Origin of the sequence: Kribbella sp. NBC_01245 (assembly GCF_036226525.1) — a bacterium.
Lineage (GTDB): Bacteria > Actinomycetota > Actinomycetes > Propionibacteriales > Kribbellaceae > Kribbella.
Genome location: NZ_CP108487.1, coordinates 2,802,129 through 2,819,053 on the forward strand (window position 1 = coordinate 2,802,129; position 16,925 = coordinate 2,819,053).

General features: G+C 66.9%; 16 protein-coding genes. 9 read left to right on the forward strand and 7 right to left on the reverse strand.

Translation table 11 applies throughout. From position 1 onward, the window contains the following. Positions 1-14: 14 nt before the first annotated feature. Both OG394_RS12320 and OG394_RS12325 read left to right on the forward strand, forming a co-directional pair. Positions 15-416 carry a thiol-disulfide oxidoreductase DCC family protein gene (locus tag OG394_RS12320; protein ID WP_328995372.1) on the forward strand — a complete coding sequence of 134 codons (402 nt, stop codon included), beginning with the start codon at positions 15-17 and terminating at the stop codon, positions 414-416. Between the two features lie 137 nt (positions 417-553). After that, positions 554-952: a hypothetical protein gene (locus tag OG394_RS12325; protein ID WP_328996827.1), complete on the forward strand. Its 399-nt coding sequence runs from the start codon at positions 554-556 to the stop codon at positions 950-952. Here OG394_RS12325 and OG394_RS12330 read toward each other — a convergent pair. Together OG394_RS12330 and OG394_RS12335 are read right to left on the reverse strand one after the other, a co-directional pair. Beyond that, the gene (locus OG394_RS12330; RefSeq protein WP_328995374.1) at positions 884-1,813 is read right to left on the reverse strand and encodes an HTTM domain-containing protein; all 930 of its coding nucleotides are present in this window, start codon (positions 1,811-1,813) and stop codon (positions 884-886) included. The genes OG394_RS12325 and OG394_RS12330 overlap by 69 nt on opposite strands. Beyond that, positions 1,810-2,289, reverse strand: coding sequence for a hypothetical protein (locus tag OG394_RS12335; RefSeq protein ID WP_328995376.1), 480 nt, complete (start codon positions 2,287-2,289; stop codon positions 1,810-1,812). The genes OG394_RS12330 and OG394_RS12335 overlap by 4 nt, the downstream gene beginning before the upstream one ends. Before the next feature lie 51 nt (positions 2,290-2,340). Between OG394_RS12335 and OG394_RS12340 the strand changes: the two genes are divergently transcribed. The 4 genes from OG394_RS12340 (at position 2,341) to OG394_RS12355 (ending at position 8,000) form a co-directional block, all read left to right on the forward strand. Further along, positions 2,341-2,994: a peptidoglycan recognition protein family protein gene (locus tag OG394_RS12340; protein ID WP_328995378.1), complete on the forward strand. Its 654-nt coding sequence runs from the start codon at positions 2,341-2,343 to the stop codon at positions 2,992-2,994. Positions 2,995-3,034: 40 nt separating this feature from the next. Further along, positions 3,035-4,807, forward strand: coding sequence for an NAD+ synthase (locus OG394_RS12345; protein ID WP_328995379.1), 1,773 nt, complete (start codon positions 3,035-3,037; stop codon positions 4,805-4,807). A 182-nt stretch (positions 4,808-4,989) separates the two neighbouring features. Next, on the forward strand, positions 4,990-7,356 hold the full coding sequence (gene panB / locus OG394_RS40060; RefSeq protein WP_442914285.1) for a 3-methyl-2-oxobutanoate hydroxymethyltransferase: 2,367 nt from the start codon (positions 4,990-4,992) through the stop codon (positions 7,354-7,356). A 128-nt stretch (positions 7,357-7,484) separates the two neighbouring features. After that, a complete protein-coding gene (locus OG394_RS12355) occupies positions 7,485-8,000 on the forward strand; it encodes an NUDIX hydrolase (RefSeq protein ID WP_328995380.1) in 516 nt (171 codons plus the stop codon). Positions 8,001-8,040: 40 nt separating this feature from the next. Here OG394_RS12355 and OG394_RS12360 read toward each other — a convergent pair whose 3' ends face one another. Both OG394_RS12360 and OG394_RS12365 read right to left on the reverse strand, forming a co-directional pair. After that, entirely contained in the window at positions 8,041-8,217 is a 177-nt protein-coding gene (locus tag OG394_RS12360) for a hypothetical protein (RefSeq protein WP_328995381.1), read from the reverse strand. A gap of 56 nt (positions 8,218-8,273) precedes the next feature. Beyond that, positions 8,274-9,029: a helical backbone metal receptor gene (locus tag OG394_RS12365; protein ID WP_328995382.1), complete on the reverse strand. Its 756-nt coding sequence runs from the start codon at positions 9,027-9,029 to the stop codon at positions 8,274-8,276. A gap of 1,003 nt (positions 9,030-10,032) precedes the next feature. On the opposite strand from OG394_RS12365, the gene OG394_RS12370 reads away from it, so the two are divergent. Further along, a complete protein-coding gene (locus tag OG394_RS12370; RefSeq protein WP_328995384.1) occupies positions 10,033-10,701 on the forward strand; it encodes a histone H1-like repetitive region-containing protein in 669 nt (222 codons plus the stop codon). A 66-nt stretch (positions 10,702-10,767) separates the two neighbouring features. Here OG394_RS12370 and OG394_RS12375 read toward each other — a convergent pair whose 3' ends face one another. After that, the gene (locus OG394_RS12375) at positions 10,768-10,959 is read right to left on the reverse strand and encodes a hypothetical protein (protein WP_328995385.1); all 192 of its coding nucleotides are present in this window, start codon (positions 10,957-10,959) and stop codon (positions 10,768-10,770) included. A 123-nt stretch (positions 10,960-11,082) separates the two neighbouring features. Here OG394_RS12375 and map point away from each other — a divergent pair, with 123 nt between their 5' ends. Then, on the forward strand, positions 11,083-11,931 hold the full coding sequence (gene map, locus OG394_RS12380) for a type I methionyl aminopeptidase (protein WP_328995386.1): 849 nt from the start codon (positions 11,083-11,085) through the stop codon (positions 11,929-11,931). Here the strand turns inward: map and OG394_RS12385 are convergent, their stop codons facing one another. Together OG394_RS12385 and OG394_RS12390 are read right to left on the reverse strand one after the other, a co-directional pair. Next, entirely contained in the window at positions 11,932-13,434 is a 1,503-nt protein-coding gene (locus OG394_RS12385) for a S10 family peptidase (RefSeq protein ID WP_328995387.1), read from the reverse strand. Positions 13,435-13,449: 15 nt separating this feature from the next. Beyond that, positions 13,450-15,018 (reverse strand): alkaline phosphatase D family protein, encoded by a 1,569-nt coding sequence (locus OG394_RS12390; protein WP_328995388.1) that lies wholly within the window; start codon positions 15,016-15,018, stop codon positions 13,450-13,452. A 319-nt stretch (positions 15,019-15,337) separates the two neighbouring features. Here OG394_RS12390 and OG394_RS12395 point away from each other — a divergent pair, with 319 nt between their 5' ends. Continuing rightward, positions 15,338-16,924: a TROVE domain-containing protein gene (locus OG394_RS12395; RefSeq protein ID WP_328995390.1), complete on the forward strand. Its 1,587-nt coding sequence runs from the start codon at positions 15,338-15,340 to the stop codon at positions 16,922-16,924. Position 16,925 lies beyond the last annotated feature (1 nt).

Sequence of the window (16,925 nt, forward strand, 5' to 3'; positions counted from 1 at the left end):
CGTAAACTGTTGACGTGGCCGAGCCCGAGACGACGACGAGACTGCCGATTCTGATCTTCGACGGCGACTGTGGTTTCTGTACGACGAGCGCTCGCTGGCTGCAGCGTCGCCTCCACACCACCGCGGCCGTCGACCCCTGGCAATTCACCGACCTGGCGGCATACGGCACCACGCCGGAGCGTGCGACGTACGAGGTGCTCTGGGTCGACGCCGACGGGCAGATCCATGGCGGCGCTCAGGCCTTTGCCCAATGGTTCATCTACACCGGCGGCCGCTGGTCGATCCCGGGCGTCGCGCTCACTCTGCCGCCGCTGCGCTGGATCGCGGCCGGCGTCTATCGCCTCATCGCGCGCAACCGCCAGGTGATGCCCGGCGGCACCCCCGCGTGCGCGATACCACGGTTACCGAAGCCTTAGAAGCCCTTGTAGACAACGCAAATCGGCTCCCCGCGGTATCGCAATCACGCCAGCTCGAGAGATATCGAAGACTGGCCGGATCGCAACCGGTTAGTGACCCGTGCCGCCCGGTACCGGCCTACTGTCGGGTCGTGCAGATGATCTTCCAGACCGCCCTCGGCATTGCCGCGATGATCTGCGTCTGGCATCTGTTCCAAACCATCCGCACTTCCGCCCGGAGCTGGCGATCAGGTCAGCCCGCGGTCGTCCCGGATTCGCTCGGCCGCCACTGGATCCCGATCCCGGAACTCGGGTTCGGCATGTTCGCGTTCTGCTTCACCGGGCTGGTGACGCTCGGCCTGCGCGCGGACGGCGAGACGATCCTGCCGATGAAGCAGGTGCTGTTCGCCGCGATCATCTTCGGGTACGCCGGAGCCGCGTTGTCCCGGGTCGTCCGTACGCCGGGCCCGGCCGGGCGTCGGGTGCGCCTACGCGCCGGCCTGCTGCTCGGCCTGCCGGCCCTCTTCGGCGTGGTCTTCGGCCTCAGCAGCGCCTGAGCCCTTAGTCGACCGGGCGAATAGCCGACGGCACCCCGGCACGATCTTCTCCAACGGCGCGAACGCGAGCCAGCACACCACCGTCGGCAGGAAGTGGATCAGCAGGATCGCCGTGTTCGCCACGTGGAACCCGATGAAGAACAGCGCCCCGATCAACTGCCAGCGCCCCTTCAGCCAGAGCACCACCGGCGACAGAATCTCCCCGATGAACCCGACGTACTGCATCACCTGCAGCAGCCACGGGTAGTTCAGCAGCCACTCGCCCACCGGATGCGGCCGCCGCACGATCGCCCACGTCAGCACGGCACTCCCCGGCCAAGCGAACGTCCACCCCGCGCCACGCACCTTCGCGACGGCCGACAGGAAGTACGTCGCGATCACCGAGATCTGGATGAACCGAATCGTCCACCCGGCCGACTCGCTCCGCCGCTGATCGTCGTACGGCGAACCCGCGCGCCAACCCCGGACGGCGCCAACCGTCGGCAGCAGCCACAACGCCATCACCAGCGCCATGTGGTCGTGGTCGACCTTGCCGTCGCTCATCCCGATCAGCACCCACCACGTGAACGCGGGCGCGATGACCCAGCCGGCGACTCGCGGCAGCACGTTCGCGGCACCGATGAGGCACGCCACGATCAGTACGACGTACAGCGTGGTGGTGATCGGCACGGACGGCTTGGGCAATTCGAAGAGCCGCGCGAGCCAAAGCGGCTGGTAGAGCCCGGGCGATTCACCCTTCAGCCGGGTATCCCGCACAAACGCGTGCATGTCGAGGATGACGAACAAGTAGAGGATCGTCCGCAACCACGCGATCCGCGCCAGCGCGATGGGCGCCGTGAACCAAGCGGCGACGCGGGTCATCGCCGCACCTGCCAGACGGCGAGCACCTTCGGCGTCGGCGGTCCGACGACCCGGCCGCCGACGAGTGTGGTGGTGTCGCGGATGAGCTCGAGCCGGACGTACTTCGGCTGGTCCGGATGCTTCCGCGCCCAGCCATCGGCAACGGCCTGCAACAACGACGGATCGGCCTCGATATTCGGTGTCCGCGCCTCGATCTCGGCCCGCGCGATACCCGCACCCTCGATATTGAGCGGTACGTCGACGGAGGTACCGGCGTCGGTCAGAGCCGTGATCCGGGTGAACGTGATCGACTCGTCGTCCGCGACCGTCATCGCGTACTGCGACATCGGGCCGAACGGCCACAGGTCATCGCTGCCGCGCACCGAACCGTGCACCAGCGCCACGATGCCGATCAGCGCGAGCGCCACCCGCACCGCCCTGCCCTTGTGCCCCAGCCGGATCGTCTCCGGGCCCTCCCGTGTCTCCACGCCGGTCATTACACACCAGCAAAGGTTTCAGTCCGACGTTGGTAGGGAATTTACCAATCCATGACGCCCTCCGAAAATAAGCACCACCTGACCCGTCGCGGGCTGCTTGGACTCGGAGGAGGGCTCGCGCTGGGAGCTCTCGCCGGCGCCGAGGCATACGCTGTCGCGGCGCCGCGGGTTTATACCCGGACGGAGTGGTCGGCCCGGCCGCCGCGCTCCGCGACCCAGGTGATCGCCAAACCCGATCACATCGTCATCCACCACACCGCGAGCAGTAACGTCACCGACTACTCGCTGGCCGCGGCGTACCGGGTCTCGCACTGGATCCAGGATCTGCACATGGACCGCAACGGCTGGATCGACGCCGGCCAGCAACTCACGATCAGCCGCGGCGGGTATCTGCTCGAGGGCCGCAGCAAAAGCCTTTCGTCGATAAACAATCGGTTGAACGTGCTGGGCGCGCAGACGGCCAACCACAACAGCCACACCATCGGCATCGAACACGAGGGCATCTATGTCACGGCAAACGTGACGACGGCGTTGTTCGAGAAGTCCGTTCTGACCTGTGCGTGGTTATGCCAGCAATACGGTCTAGACCCGCACAACGCGATCGTCGGACATCGCGATTACAACTCGACCCAATGCCCCGGAGACGTCTTCTATGCGCGGTTGCCGGAGTTGCGTGACAGGGTCGCAACAGCCTTAAACGCCTGACAAGGGCGAGCAGTCGGCCGGATCCCAGTAGGGTGCTTCCGTGCCTCAGTTACGGCTTGCCCTCGCCCAGCTCAATGTCACCGTCGGTGACCTTGACGGCAACACCGAAAAGATCGTCGCGTGGACCCGGAATGCGGTCGATCGCGGTGCCCATCTGGTCGCTTTTCCGGAGCTCGCGCTGACCGGTTATCCGGTCGAGGATCTCGCGTTGCGGCGATCGTTCGTGGACGCGTCGCAGGCCAAAATGACGAAGCTCGCGGGCCGTCTGGCGGACGAGGGCATGGGCGAGATCGTGGTCGTGGTCGGTTACCTCGACCGGGCCGGCGGTACGGCGATGGGCGTCGACCGCCTCGGCCGTCCGAAGGGCTCCCCCACCAACTGCGCCGCCGTGCTGCACAACGGCGAGGTCGTCACCAGTGCCGTCAAACACCACCTGCCGAACTACGGGGTCTTCGACGAGTTCCGGCACTTCGTTCCTGGTGACACTCTGCAAGTTGTCCGCATCCACGGCGTCGACGTCGCGATCGTGATCTGCGAGGACCTTTGGCAGGACGGCGGCCCGGTCGCGGCGACACGCGAAGCCGGCGCGGGTCTGCTTTTAGTTGTCAACAGCTCGCCGTATGAGGCCAACAAGGACGACGTCCGCGGTGAACTGGTCGGCCGCCGCGCCCGCGAGGCCGGTTGCCCGCTCGCCTACGTGAACCTCGTCGGCGGTCAGGACGAACTGGTCTTCGACGGCGATTCGCTGGTGGTCGACGCGGCCGGCTCGGTCATCGCGCGCGCACCGCAGTTCCAAGAAGGCGGCATGGTCGTCGATCTGGAACTGCCCGCGCCTGCCGGCACACCTGAGGGCACGGTCGACGGCATCCGGATCGAGCATCACGTCGTCCACGAAGAGCCCCTCGCGTCGTACGAGCCGATCCCCGCCGCGCAGGCGCCGCGGCTGTCGGACGAGGCCGAGATGTACGGCGCGATCGTGCTCGGGTTGCGCGACTACGTGCAGAAGAACGGGTTCAAGAGCGTGCTGCTCGGGTTGTCCGGCGGCATCGACTCTTCGCTGGTCGCCGCGATCGCCTGCGACGCGATCGGCGCCGAGCGCGTCTTCGGTGTCTCCAACCCGAGCGTCTACTCGTCCGAACACTCCAAGGACGACGCCGCCGAGCTCGCTGCCCGGACCGGATTGAACTATCGCGTGGTGCCGATCCAGCCGATGGTGCAGCCGTTCCTGGACACCCTCGGTCTGACCGGACTCGCCGAGGAGAACCTGCAGGCCCGGGTCCGCGCGGTGATCTGGATGGGCCTGTCGAACGCGGACGGCCACCTGGTACTTGCCTGCGGCAACAAATCGGAACTGGCCGTCGGCTACTCGACCATCTACGGCGACGCGGTCGGTGGTTATGCCCCGCTCAAGGACCTACCGAAGACGGCGGTCTGGCGGCTGGCGAAATGGCGTAATGAGGACGCCATCGCCAAGGGCAAGCAGCCGCCGATCCCGGAGAACGCGATCAGCAAACCGCCGTCGGCGGAGCTGCGTCCCGGCCAGGTCGACACCGATTCGCTGCCCGAGTACGCGCTGCTCGACGACATGCTCGACGACTACGTTGAGCTGGACGCCGGCTCGGCCGAGCTGGTCGCCGCCGGGTTCGACCCGGATCTGGTCAGCAAGGTGATCCAGCTGGTCGACCACGCCGAGTACAAACGCCGCCAGTACCCGCCGGGCCCGAAGATCACCCGGAAGGCCTTCGGCCGGGATCGCCGGCTCCCGATCACCAGCGCGTGGCGGGAAGACGCCAGGAAGGCGACTGAGACCTGACCTCAGCCTGGCGCCACCGCCGCGCCCCGCAGCGCCCCGTTCCGCCGACGGGTGTCACGAAAGCACCTCCGGCCCGCCCTGCGCTGCCCAGTTCTGGTGTGATCGCGCCCGCGGACAGCCCGCTGCCCGCGGCGCCGCAACCAGCCCCACCACCCCCGCAACCCGAGACGAAGGAGCCGGCCGTGAGCGATGCCTCACAACCAGGCGGTCTCGATCCTGCCTGGCAACGGTGGGACGATGAGCAGATGGTTGACAACTTCCTGTCGGCCGGTACCCACAGCGAAGAGGACGAACTGCCCTCTCCGTACGGGACCGGACCATCGAACCGGACAACCGAGCAGCCGCCGGACCACGTCGCCGACTACGGCAGCGAGTACGGCAGCGGGCCCTATGAGTACTCGGAGCGTTCGCGTGAACTGGCGGAGCGCTCCCGCGAGCTGACCGAACGCGCCCGCGAACTCGCCGAACGCCGTTCCGCCGACGCGCGTGGTGGGTCTAGTGCGGACCCGCGTGGTGCGTCGGATCCCCGCGGTACGTCGGAAGCGCGCGGGTCTTGGGAGTCTCGGGGGGACGGCGAGTCGGGGGATATCTCGCGGCCGTCTTATCTGCCGAAGCTGCCCTCACCACCTGGTCCGCCGCCGTTGCCGCGTTCCTCCGGGCCGTACGGCGAGGGGTCGTCGCTCGGTGACGGCAGTCCGTTCGCCCCGGCACCGCCGTCGTACGGGCCGCAGGGTGGACCGCCGTACGGGCAGTCGGCGCCGAACGGGCCTTCCGCCCGCATGCAGCCGCCTCCCGGTGGCGCCCCGGCACCTCCCAACGCGCCCGCCGCTCCTGGCGGTGCTGCTACTGGTGCGCCCGCTACTGGTAGTCCCGGCGCTGGTGGTCCCGGCGCTTCCGGTGTCTCCGGCGGTCCGGTGCAGGGTGGTGCGGGTCAGGGTGGCGTGGCGGGTCCGTCGCGACCGGGTGCTGGTGTGCCCGGGTCTGCGAACCAGGGTCCGCCCACCGGCTTCACTCCGGCCGGACCTGGCGGTACGCCGTACAACCCGGCACAGAACGGTCTGCGCGAAGGCCAACCTGCTCCCGGCCCTGCCGGCACTGGCCCGTCCGGTCCGGCTAACCCGGCTACTGGTCCGGGAGGACCTGGTAACGGCCCACAAGGGGTACCAACTGGGCCGGCGGCTCGGCGTGGTCCCGGCGGGTATGCCGGCGGGCCGGTTCAACCCGAGGCCAACGAGTTCGACGACGCGCCAGTGATCAGCCAAGCCCGTCGCGCCGCTGGCAGGCCCCGCCAACCCGCGCAACCCCCACAGCCCCAGTCACCCTTCGCGCCTTCCCCCTCAACAGCGCCGTCGTCTTCCCTGTCGCCGTCGTCTTCGCTGTCGCCGGAAGGGGCAGCGGTCGACGAGCAGCCCACCGCCGAACAGCCGGCGGCAACCGCATCGCAGCACCACGGCGGTCACGCGGCCCCTGGTCTGCTCGACCAGGCGTCACGTCTAACCGACGCTGGTTCATCGGGCCTTGGTACGGCGTCTCCAACGGGCTTCCCTGGCCCGGCCGGGGAAACCCACACCCTCGGCGCCTCGGGCGATCCGGCGGCAACGGGCTCCTTCGGCACACCGGCTTCGACTAGCGCGACCGCCTCCAACTCGACCGGCTCCACTGAGACCGGTGCGAGCGCGGCCGCGTCCGGCACGGGTGGTCCGGCTGCCTCCGGCTCGGCCGCCTCGGGTGGTTCGGCGCCTCGGTCCCGCACCGCGCGGCGGACGCGGGTACATCACCTGCGCGAGCTGAAGCAGCGTGGCGAGAAGTGGGCGATGCTGACGGCGTACGACCAGTACACGGCCGAGATCTTCGACGAGGCCGGTATCCCGGTCCTACTCGTCGGCGACTCCGCGGCGAACAACGTCTACGGCTACGAGTCGACCCTGCGGGTGAGCGTGGACGAGTTGATCCCGCTGTCCCGGGCGGTCGCGACGGCGGCACAACGCGCGCTGGTGGTGGCGGATCTGCCCTTCGGGTCGTACCAGGCGACGCCCGAGCAGGCGTTCCACACGGCCGTGCGGTTCATGAAGGAGGCCGGCGTCCACGCGGTCAAACTCGAGGGCGGGCGCAACGTCGTACCGCAGGTCGAGTTGCTCACCCAGTCGGGTATTCCGGTGATGGCGCATATCGGATTCACGCCGCAGAGCGAGCACGGCCTCGGTGGTTACCGGGTCCAGGGTCGGGGCGAGCAGGCGTCCGCGTTGATCGACGACGCGGTCGCGCTGGCCGAGGCGGGCGCGTTCGCCGTCGTACTCGAGATGGTCCCGGGTGATGTCGCGGCCGAGATCACCAAGCGGATCCCGATCCCCACGATCGGTATCGGAGCGGGCAGGGACTGCGACGCGCAGGTGCTGGTATGGCAGGACATGGCCGGGTTTCGCTCCGGCCCGATGCCCCGATTCGTGAAGCAGTACGCGGATCTGCGCGGGGTTCTCACCGGTGCGGCAGCGGCCTTCGCGGCGGATGTCGCCGCGGGATCGTTCCCTGCCGACGAGCACACCTTCTGACATCATCGCCCGAGCCGGCGTCGTCTGGACGCCGGCCGGGCGTGTCGGCATGAGACGCCCGGTCTGTTGAGTGAGACGCGCCGCATTGCAGGACGAACAGTGGCCTGGATCAACTAAATTCTCTGACTGTGAGCGATCCTCGACTGCCCAAGCCCGGCACCTTGATCCGGCGTACGACAGCCCGCGTGCTGCCCGTCCGCCCGGACAACAAGGTGTTGCTGCTGCACGGCTGGGATCCGGTCAAGCCCGAAGTGCCGTACTGGTTCACCATCGGCGGGGCCGTCGAATCCGGCGAGACGCTTTCCGAAGCCGCCAGCCGCGAACTCCGCGAAGAGGTCGGCATCACCCTCGCCCCCGAGCAACTCGGTGACCCGGTCGCCAGCAACGTGATCGAATTCGAGTGGGGCGGCTGCCCGATCATCCAGACCCAGACGTTCTTCGCGGTCGACGTGGACACCGTCGAGGTCAGCTTCGCCAACCAGGAACAACTCGAGCTCGAGACCATCAGCGCCCACGGCTGGTGGTACGCCGACGACCTGGAAAAGACGGGCCAAGCGGCCCACATCACCATCCCCGGCCTACTCCGCGCCGCCGTAACAGCCATCACCACCCGCCGCTACCCCGCCACCGGCGAAGCCGTCTAACGGGTCTTCTTGCATTCATCGGACCCTTGTGACCGAAGGGTCAGCGGGCGCGGGCGGCTTTGACGATCTTCTTCGGGACCTTCTTGTCGACCTTGTAGGTCGTCCGGTCGAGGCGCTCGGCGCAACCGGCGTCCGCGATCCGCTTCAGGACAACCGGGCACTTTTTGCAGCGCGGCTTGTCCTTGCAGCACTTTTTCTTAGCGGAAATCGTCGGCACGCCTGGAGTGTAGGTGAGCCTCACCTAACCGTCCATACGCCGCAGTGTGTCTCCGCTCACGGCCGCATCGGGTTTGCCAGCTGATCGGTGAGGATCCCCCGCGCCTCCACCAACGACGGCCCGTACCAAGTGAGGTGCCGCCCCGACACACATCGCGCCTCCCGCCCCGGAAACGCCTCCGGCCCATCACCCGGCGAAAACGCATAAGGCTCATCCGGCAACACCACCACGTCGTACGCCGGCAACGCGTCCAAGTCGATCCGCGGATACCGCTCCGGGTCATCCGCCAGCACGTTGTCGTACCCCAATCGCGCGAGCAAATCCCCCGCGAACGTCTCCCGCCCCAACGCCATCCAAGGCCGCCGCCAAATCGGCACCACCACTCGTCGCCGGTTCCCGACGTACGGCGCCTCCCAAACCGCGCGCGCCTGCCGCAACCAGTCCGGGTCTTCCCGACACCCGAGCACGGCGAGCATCCGGCCAAGGGACGCGAGCGCCTCCGGAACCGTCGTCGGCGCCGTAACCCAAACCGCCAACCCCGCCGACCTCAACCGCTCAAGATCTTCGTCGCGATTCTCTTCGGCATTCGCGATGACGAGATCCGGCGCGAGTTCAATGACGAGATCGACGTCCGGATTCTTCGTGCCCTTGACCCGCACCACGTCGAGGTCCACCGGATGCGAACACCAGTCCGTCGCCCCAACAAGCAACCCGCGATCCGTAGCCGCAACCGCCTCACTCAACGACGGCACCAAACTCACCACCCGCCGCACCACGCTGACGTCATGCTCCGCACCTACGTCATCACGCATAGGCCCATCACATCACGCGGACCGCCACGTCCACGCGGCGCCGCCAAACGGCTTGGATGACCCTTTCTAGGCCACCGGGTGGACCTGGCGGTCCGCTGTGGATAACCAAAACGGCGATCGGGCGAATTGCGCGACCATGATGCGATGGCCGATATCGTCGAGATTCTCCAACGGACCGGAGCATCGACCTTTACCGAGCTCCGGTCGCACGTATCGGCGCGAGCAATCCGGTCAGCGCTCGTGCCGCCATCGCCTGGGGATTCCAGGTGGTGACCAGACCCTTGGCCCCGCATGTGACGATCCGCTGCAACCGGCATCGCCGCAACACGCGGCTTCCTTGTGTATTGCATCGGCAGGACGTGCCTGAGCTGGATGGGTTGACCACGCCCCTGCGCACTGTTCTGGACTGTGCGCGCACCCTGCCTTTTGGTGAAGCACTCGCGGTGGCGGACTCGGCGCTGCGGCTCGGCGCTGTGTCGCGTTCCGAACTATCCGCCGCTGCGGGCAGGCGATGCGCGAACGTCCAGGTCCACACGACGCTCTGCAGAGTGCGGCTTAACCGGTTGCGGAAGGCTTCGTGTGGACGTGGCGGTCCGGCCTCCGTTGAAGGCATCCAGGCCGGGCGTTTGCAGACCATTCGAAGTAGTTGCCTTGGGCCTCTAATCGCGTTGCGGCGGAAACCTTCAGGGGTTGATGTGGTGGTTGGAGGTGAGGTGCGAGAGAGAGGTTGCCGGGGACAACTTGGTGGGAGTGGTGCGTCGGATGCGCGAAATTCGCTACTTTCGTGCGCGTGTCGCGAACTAGTTCTTGGGGTGGTTTGACGTACATAACGCGCGCGAAAAGGCCTTGTGCAGAAGGGTTTTCCGAGTCGTGCCGTGAAATCGTCGGCGTGGCGCCTTGTGTTCAGGGTCTTTCGGGTGCTTTACGTCGGCACCTTTGGTTGTCATCATCGAGAAGACGAGGAATCCACCGTGGTTTTCCTCAGCCGCACCAAGGAGGCAGAGTGCCAGCCAAGAAGGCAGCCGCAACGAAGGCGACAGCCACAAAGGCCGCGAAGAAGGCGCCGGCTAAAAAGGCCCCGGCCCGTAAGGCCGTAGCCAAGAAGGTCAGCGCCGCAAAGGCAACTCCGGCCCGGAAGACCGCTGTCGCCAAGAAGGCCGGTGCCGCGAAGACGACAACCGCGCGCAAGGTCACGCCGGCGAAGACGACGGCCAAGAAGGTCACCGCCAAGAAAGCCGTGAAGAAGACGACGGCGAAGAAGGCACCGGCCAAGGTCGCGGCGAAGAAAGCCCCGGCGAAGAAGGTCGTCGCCAAGAAGGTGACCGCTAAGAAGACAGCGGCCAAGAAGGCCACCACTGCGAAGAAGGCACCGGCGAGGAAGGCGGTCGTGAAGAAGACCGCCGCGAAGAAGGCGCCGGCCAAGAAGGCCACCGCGAAGAAGACCGTCGCGAAGAAGGCCCCAGCCAAGAAGACGACGGCTAAGAAGACCGCCGTCCGGAAGACCGTGGCCAAGAAGACGACGGCTCGTAAGGTCGTCGCCAAAAAGGCACCGGTGAAGAAGACCGTCGCGAAGAAGACGGTCGCGAAGAAGGCGCCAGCCAAGAAGGCCACCGCGAAGAAGACGGTGGCCCGCAAGGCACCGGCACGGAAGACGGCCGCTAAGAAGGCCTGACGAACGAAAGCCGAGAGGGGCGCCACCTATTCGGTGGCGCCCCTCTCGCATGTCCAGCAAAAGGACTCAGTCTTCGTCGTTCCAGCGCGGGTCGTTGTCCCAGGCCTCGTTACGCTCGTCGACCTTCTCCAAGGCCCGGGCCGCTTCCTCCTTGGAGGCGTACGGACCGAGGCGGTCACCGGCCTGACAACCCTGGTACGGCTCGACGGCGTGGTGTTTGGTGCAGTAGTACCACTCGTTGCTGTGATCCTCAGCCATAGCCGAAAACCACCTCCGATCTCTGCCTGCGGTCCGCGGACGTTCTCCGTGCGGTCCCGAATTTACCGTCGTCCCGCCCTCCACGCCGGTACCCGCGCGCGGCCTCACTACACTGGTGCCACCATGTCGCTTCTCAGTCCAGGCACTCTGTCGCCGCGCCGTCCCGTGCCCGCCTCCATTCCCCGCCCGGAGTACGTCGACAAGCCGGCGCCGACGCCGTTCGACGGGTCGTACGTCACTGACGCCGAGACGGTCGAGCGGATGCGAGTGGCCGGCCGCCTCGCCGCGCAGGCGCTGGAGGCCGTCGGCAAGGCGGTCGCGCCGGGTGTCACCACCGACGAGCTCGACGCGATCGGTCACGACTTCCTCGTCGCGCACGACGCGTACCCGTCGACCCTGGGCTACCGCGGCTACCCGAAGTCGCTCTGCACCTCGGTGAACGAGGTGATCTGTCACGGCATCCCGGACGATCGCCCGCTCGAGGACGGCGACATCGTCAACGTCGACATCACCGCGTTCCTCAACGGGGTGCACGGTGATACCAACGCCACGTTCCTGTGCGGCGACGTCGACGAGGAGAGCCGGCTGCTGGTCGAGCGCACTCGCGAGTCGCTGAACCGCGCGATCAAGGCGGTCAAGCCGGGTCGCCGCGTCAACATCATCGGCCGCGTCATCGAGTCGTACGCGAAGCGGTTCGGCTACGGCGTCGTTCGGGACTTCACCGGTCACGGCATCTCGACCGCGTTCCACTCCGGGCTGATCATTCCGCACTACGACGACGAGCGGTTCGACACTCTGATCGAGCCCGGGATGACGTTCACGATCGAGCCGATGCTGACCCTCGGCACGTTCGACTACGACCTCTGGGACGACGACTGGACGGCCGTCACCAAGGACGGTTCGCGCACCGCCCAGTTCGAGCACACCCTGCTCGTCACCGACACCGGCGCCGAAATCCTCACCCTGCCGTAGTCACCGGTTCGACGCCTTCTTCACGAACGCGGCCAGGTCCTTGGACTGCTGCACGCGGCTCTCCTCGTGCACGTACATCATGTGACCGGCCGGGTAGTACGCCGTCTCGATGTTCTCGCGCAGTTCGGCCGGGATCTGCAACCGGGCAAGCGTGTACTCGGTGGCGAAGTAAGGAGTCGCGCCGTCGTAATGTCCCGACGCCACATGGACCTTGAGATGCGGGTTGGCTCGCATCGCGGTGGCGAGTTTGTCCGCCACGGTGACCTGGCGATTCTCGAAGTCCTTGAACGACCAGCCCTCGTTCACGGTGTAGCTCAGAATCTCGTACGGCAGGTCGTTGTGGTATTCCAGCTCCGCGTGCACGTAGTGGTTCAGCGCGGCCGTGTACGGACCGAGGATCGCCGACATCGACGGATCCGCCTCGAAGTGCTCGCGCCCCGAATCCGCGTCCCAGCCGACGAACCGGCCATCCAGCCGCCCGACCACCCGACGCGATTCGCGCAACAACTCGGTCGAGAACCGGATGTGCTCGATGCGCAGATCCACCCGGTCGACGTACTCCTCGGTCAATCCGGCCAACGCGGCCGTCTTCGCCACCACGTCGGCCCGCTCGGACTCGGACAACCGGCTGCCACTCGCCAGCGCCGCGGCGTACGTCGTCGAGGCGAACTCCTCCGCCTCGGCAAGCACGTCCGCGAGCGGGCGATCGCCGTGCTTGCCGTGGTAGTGCGCGATCGCGGCGTACGACGGGAGGAACATCGCGTACGGCAGGTCGTTGCCGGGCGAGAATACGAGCGTGCCGAACTCCAGCACGCTCGAGATGAGCATGATGCCGTTCAGGTACATCCCGTAGCGGTCCTGCAGATGCGCCGCCAGCCCGGCCGCGCGCGTCGTTCCGTACGACTCCCCCGCCAAGAACTTCGGCGACATCCAGCGGCCGTTCCGCGAGGTCCAGAGCCGGATCACCTCGCCGACGGATTCCAGGTCGGGCGTGAAGCCGTGGTAGTCGCCCGCCTTCACACCGGTGGCCGGGCGGGAGTAGCCGGTCGACACCGGGTCGATGAAGACGAGGTCGCTGTGCGCGAGCAGTGATTCCGCGTTGTCGACCAGCCCGTACGGCGGCGGCGCGAGGTCTCCGGCGTCACCCGCCACCACCCGGCGCGGGCCGAGCACGCCAAGGTGCAACCAGATACTCGACGAGCCGGGCCCACCGTTGAACGCGAACGTCACCGGCCGCTGGGTGACATCCGCGCCGTCCAGCGTGTACGCCGTCAGGAACACCTCGGCCTGCGCCTGGTGACCGTCGAACGTGCCGTCGGTGACGACCTCCTTGCGCAGCACGATCCGCCCGGTGGTCGCGGTGTACTTCAGCTTGCGCCGGCCGACCGGCAGCACATGCAAAGTCGTGACCAGATCATCCGTCGGCTTCTCCGCGTCAGGCTTCGGCACGTCAGGCTTGGCGGTGTCGGCTGCGGGCGTTTCGTCCTTCTTGTCAGTCGGCATGAAGGAGAGATTAGTTCACAGCTGGTGAGCTCCCGGGCGGCCGTTCTCGACCACGAACGACGCGTACGTGTAGTCCGGTGCGTCCCGGCGGCTGACCGTGCGGACCATCCGCAGATCGGTGCGGAACTCGTCCCGGTCGAGCGTGCAGCGGACATACCCGCGCCGGTCGCCGTCGAAGAACTTGATGTGCGGGTTGAACGGGATCATCGGCCCGTAGTACGGCCCGTAGACCTCGCGATCGCCGTTGCTCGACAGCGACGTACCAACGAACTCCGTCGCGATAACCGGCGTGCCTTCGCGATCGAAGTCGGCGTGGATATCGTTGACGAACGTCGAGTGCCAGTCCCCCGTCACCACCACCGGGTTACGCGTCTTCGCCTCGCGCCAGGCCCCGATCAGCCGCTGCCGCGCGGCCGGGTAGCCGTCCCACGCGTCATGCCACAGCAGGTCTCCAGCCTTCCCGTCATGGTCTAGGCGTCCAACCATCACGTTGCTCGCCAGAACGTCCCACTGGGCCTTAGAGCGCTTCAGGCCGTCGTACAGCCACTGCTCCTGCTGCTGGCCCAACATCGTCACAGAGGGGTCGTACGCCGCTTCGCACGCGTCTGCCTCGCCCCAGCCGCACGGCGGCACGCTGCGGTACTGACGGCCGTCGACCACGTCGAACTGTGCAAGGTCTCCCCACTGCAAGCGACGGTAGATCCGCGGCCCCTGACCAGTAGGCCTTGCAGGACGTCGTACCGGCTGGTGCTCGTACCAGGCCTGGTACGCCGCTGCGCGTAGTTCCGTGATGTCGCCTTCGTACTGCGACTGGTGGTTCGCGTAGTCGTTCTGGACCTCGTGGTCGTCCCAGGTCACCATCCACGGAAAGCGCGCGTGTGCCGTCTGTAGGTCCGGGTCACTCTTGTAAAGGGCGTACTGCATCCGCCAACGGGCAAGACCGCGCGGAGCCTTCCGTAGAACCTCAGGCACCGGGGTCTTCCGGTAGCCACCATCGGCCGGGATACCGCCTTCGTAGACGTAGTCACCGAGGTGGAGAACTAGATCCACGTCTTCCTCGGCAAGGTGCTTCAGCGCCGAGTAGTAGCCGCTAGACCAGTCCTGACAAGACGCGAAGGCGAAACTCATCGAGGCGTTCCGCCCGGTCCACAGCGGCGTAGTTCGCGTTCTACCAACAGGGGAGATGTCCGAGCGGTAGCGGAACCGGTAGAACCACTCGCGGTCTGGAGCCAGCCCCTCGACCTCTACGTGCACGGAGTGCGCAAGAGCCGGTAGCGCCCACGACACACCTTCACGCACGACCTGCCGGAAGGAGTCGTCACGGGCGATCTGCCATTGCACCGGGACCTTCACGGCCGGCATGCCGCCGTCGGGTACGAAGAGGTCTGGCACGAGTCTGGTCCACAGCACCACGCCAGTAGGCGTTGGATCGCCGCTGGCGACTCCAAGCGTGAACGGATAGCCAGAGCCGGCAGGGCGGGCATTAGCGGGCCCAACCGGCATTTGGGCCAATAGGGCGAGACCGGCGACACCACCGGTCACTCCGAGGAAGCGGCGGCGGTCGAGTGAAGTAGGCGGAGTCACCTCGCGAAACTACCGCTGCCGGTTGAAGTCCGGATGTCCTGCGAGTGTCGAAAACCAGATGCGGGTGGTACCAGGGCGACCTATCGTCGTGGTACGCGCCCGGCTCTTCAAAGTGCCTCGCAGGCAAGCTGATCTCGGGCGCGTTCAGGTCAAGTGCCCGGTGCGACGGCAACGGTTACTTCTCACCACAGGTCGGGGGTTCGAGTCCCTCCCGGACGATTTTCACGTCCGGTAGCTCAGCTGAGAGCAGTGGACCAACACCGTTACCAACATGGTCTCGGGCGCTTCGGCCTGACCAGAAACCGACAAGGGGGAAGCAGTGTCCAAGTTCAACCGGGATGGTGTGCACGCTGCTGTCCCGAGCGTGGCTCGCAGTGTCGTCACCAGCGAGCAGGCGTCCAGCATTCGCACGGCTGAAGGCGCGCCCGGTTACCGGCGCGAGCCGAAGTCGGAGCTGTTCCTGCTCGCGATCTCGAACCTGGTCGGCGAGCACACGGCCTACGAGTCCGCGACCGATCGCGACCGCCGGTTCGTCCAGCTGGTCCACCACGTGGCCGTAACCGACATGGACTGGCTCAGCCGCTTCCTACCTTGGCTACGCCGTACGGCGAACTTGCGCTCGGCCCCACTCGTAGCAGCGCTCGAGGCTGCGCATGCGCGCCTAGAGGCAGGTCTGCCGGGCGAATCGCGCCAACTCATCTCAAGCGTCCTGCAGCGGGCAGACGAACCCGGAGAGGCCCTGGCCTACTGGACATCCCAGTACGGCCGGGCGATCCCGAAGCCCGTCAAGCGCGGCATTGCCGACGCGGTCACCCGCCTGTACGACGAGCGCGCACTGCTCAAGTACGACTCCCCTGCCAAGTCCTACCGATTTGGCGACGTGATCGATCTCGTACATCCGCGAGCCAACGACGAGCGCCAGGGCGACCTATTCCGGCATGCGCTGGACCGACGGCATGGGCGCGGCAACGCCATCCCTGACACGCTGGAACTGCTCCAGCGCCGAGCAGACCTTGGCGTCGTACCGCTGGAGTATCGGCGCTTCCTGCTGGACGACCACGCCGTACTGGCTGCTGCCGGGATGACGTGGGAGTCGTTGGCAGGCTGGCTACAGGCGCCTCTGGACGCTGCAGCGTGGGAAGGGATCATCCCGTCGATGGGGTATATGGCCCTGCTCCGCAACCTCCGGAACTTCGACGAGGCTGGTCTGTCCGACAAGGCGGCCGCAACGGTTGCAGCGCGGCTTACGGATCCTGTGCAGGTTGCACGGTCGCGGCAGCTGCCTATGCGCTTCCTGTCGGCGTACCGCGCTACAAGTCCGTCTAGCCGGTTTGCGACGTCTCGGTGGGCTCGGCCGCTCGAGCAGGCGTTGACGCTGTCACTGGCGTCAGTGCCGGCTCTACCCGGCCGCACGCTCATCCTGGTCGACCGATCGGGCTCGATGTTCCACGACTCGCTGTCCCGGAAGTCGGACCTCACGCGGGCAGACGCGGCTGCACTCTTCGGGACGGCTCTGGCGGTCCGTACGGAGTCTGCCGATCTGGTCGAGTTCGGAACGAAGAGCGCGCTCGTACGGCTTGGACGCGGCGAATCCGTCCTCAAGTCGCTGGGCCGGTTCCACGAGCTGGGTGGTACGAACACGGCCGACGCGGTCCGCCGCTGGTACAAGGGCCACGACCGGGTAGTGATCGTTACGGACGAGCAGGCGTGGGCCGGACGGGGTGCCGAACCGACGCGCGATATCCCGTGCCGGATCCCGGTCTACACCTGGAATCTGGCGGGCTACGAGGCCGGGCACGGGCCGTCCGGCGTACCTGGGCGGCACACCTTCGGCGGTCTCTCCGACGCCGCGTTCGCGATGATCCCGCTCATCGAGGCCGGGCAGCGCGCCGGCTGGCCGTTCTAAC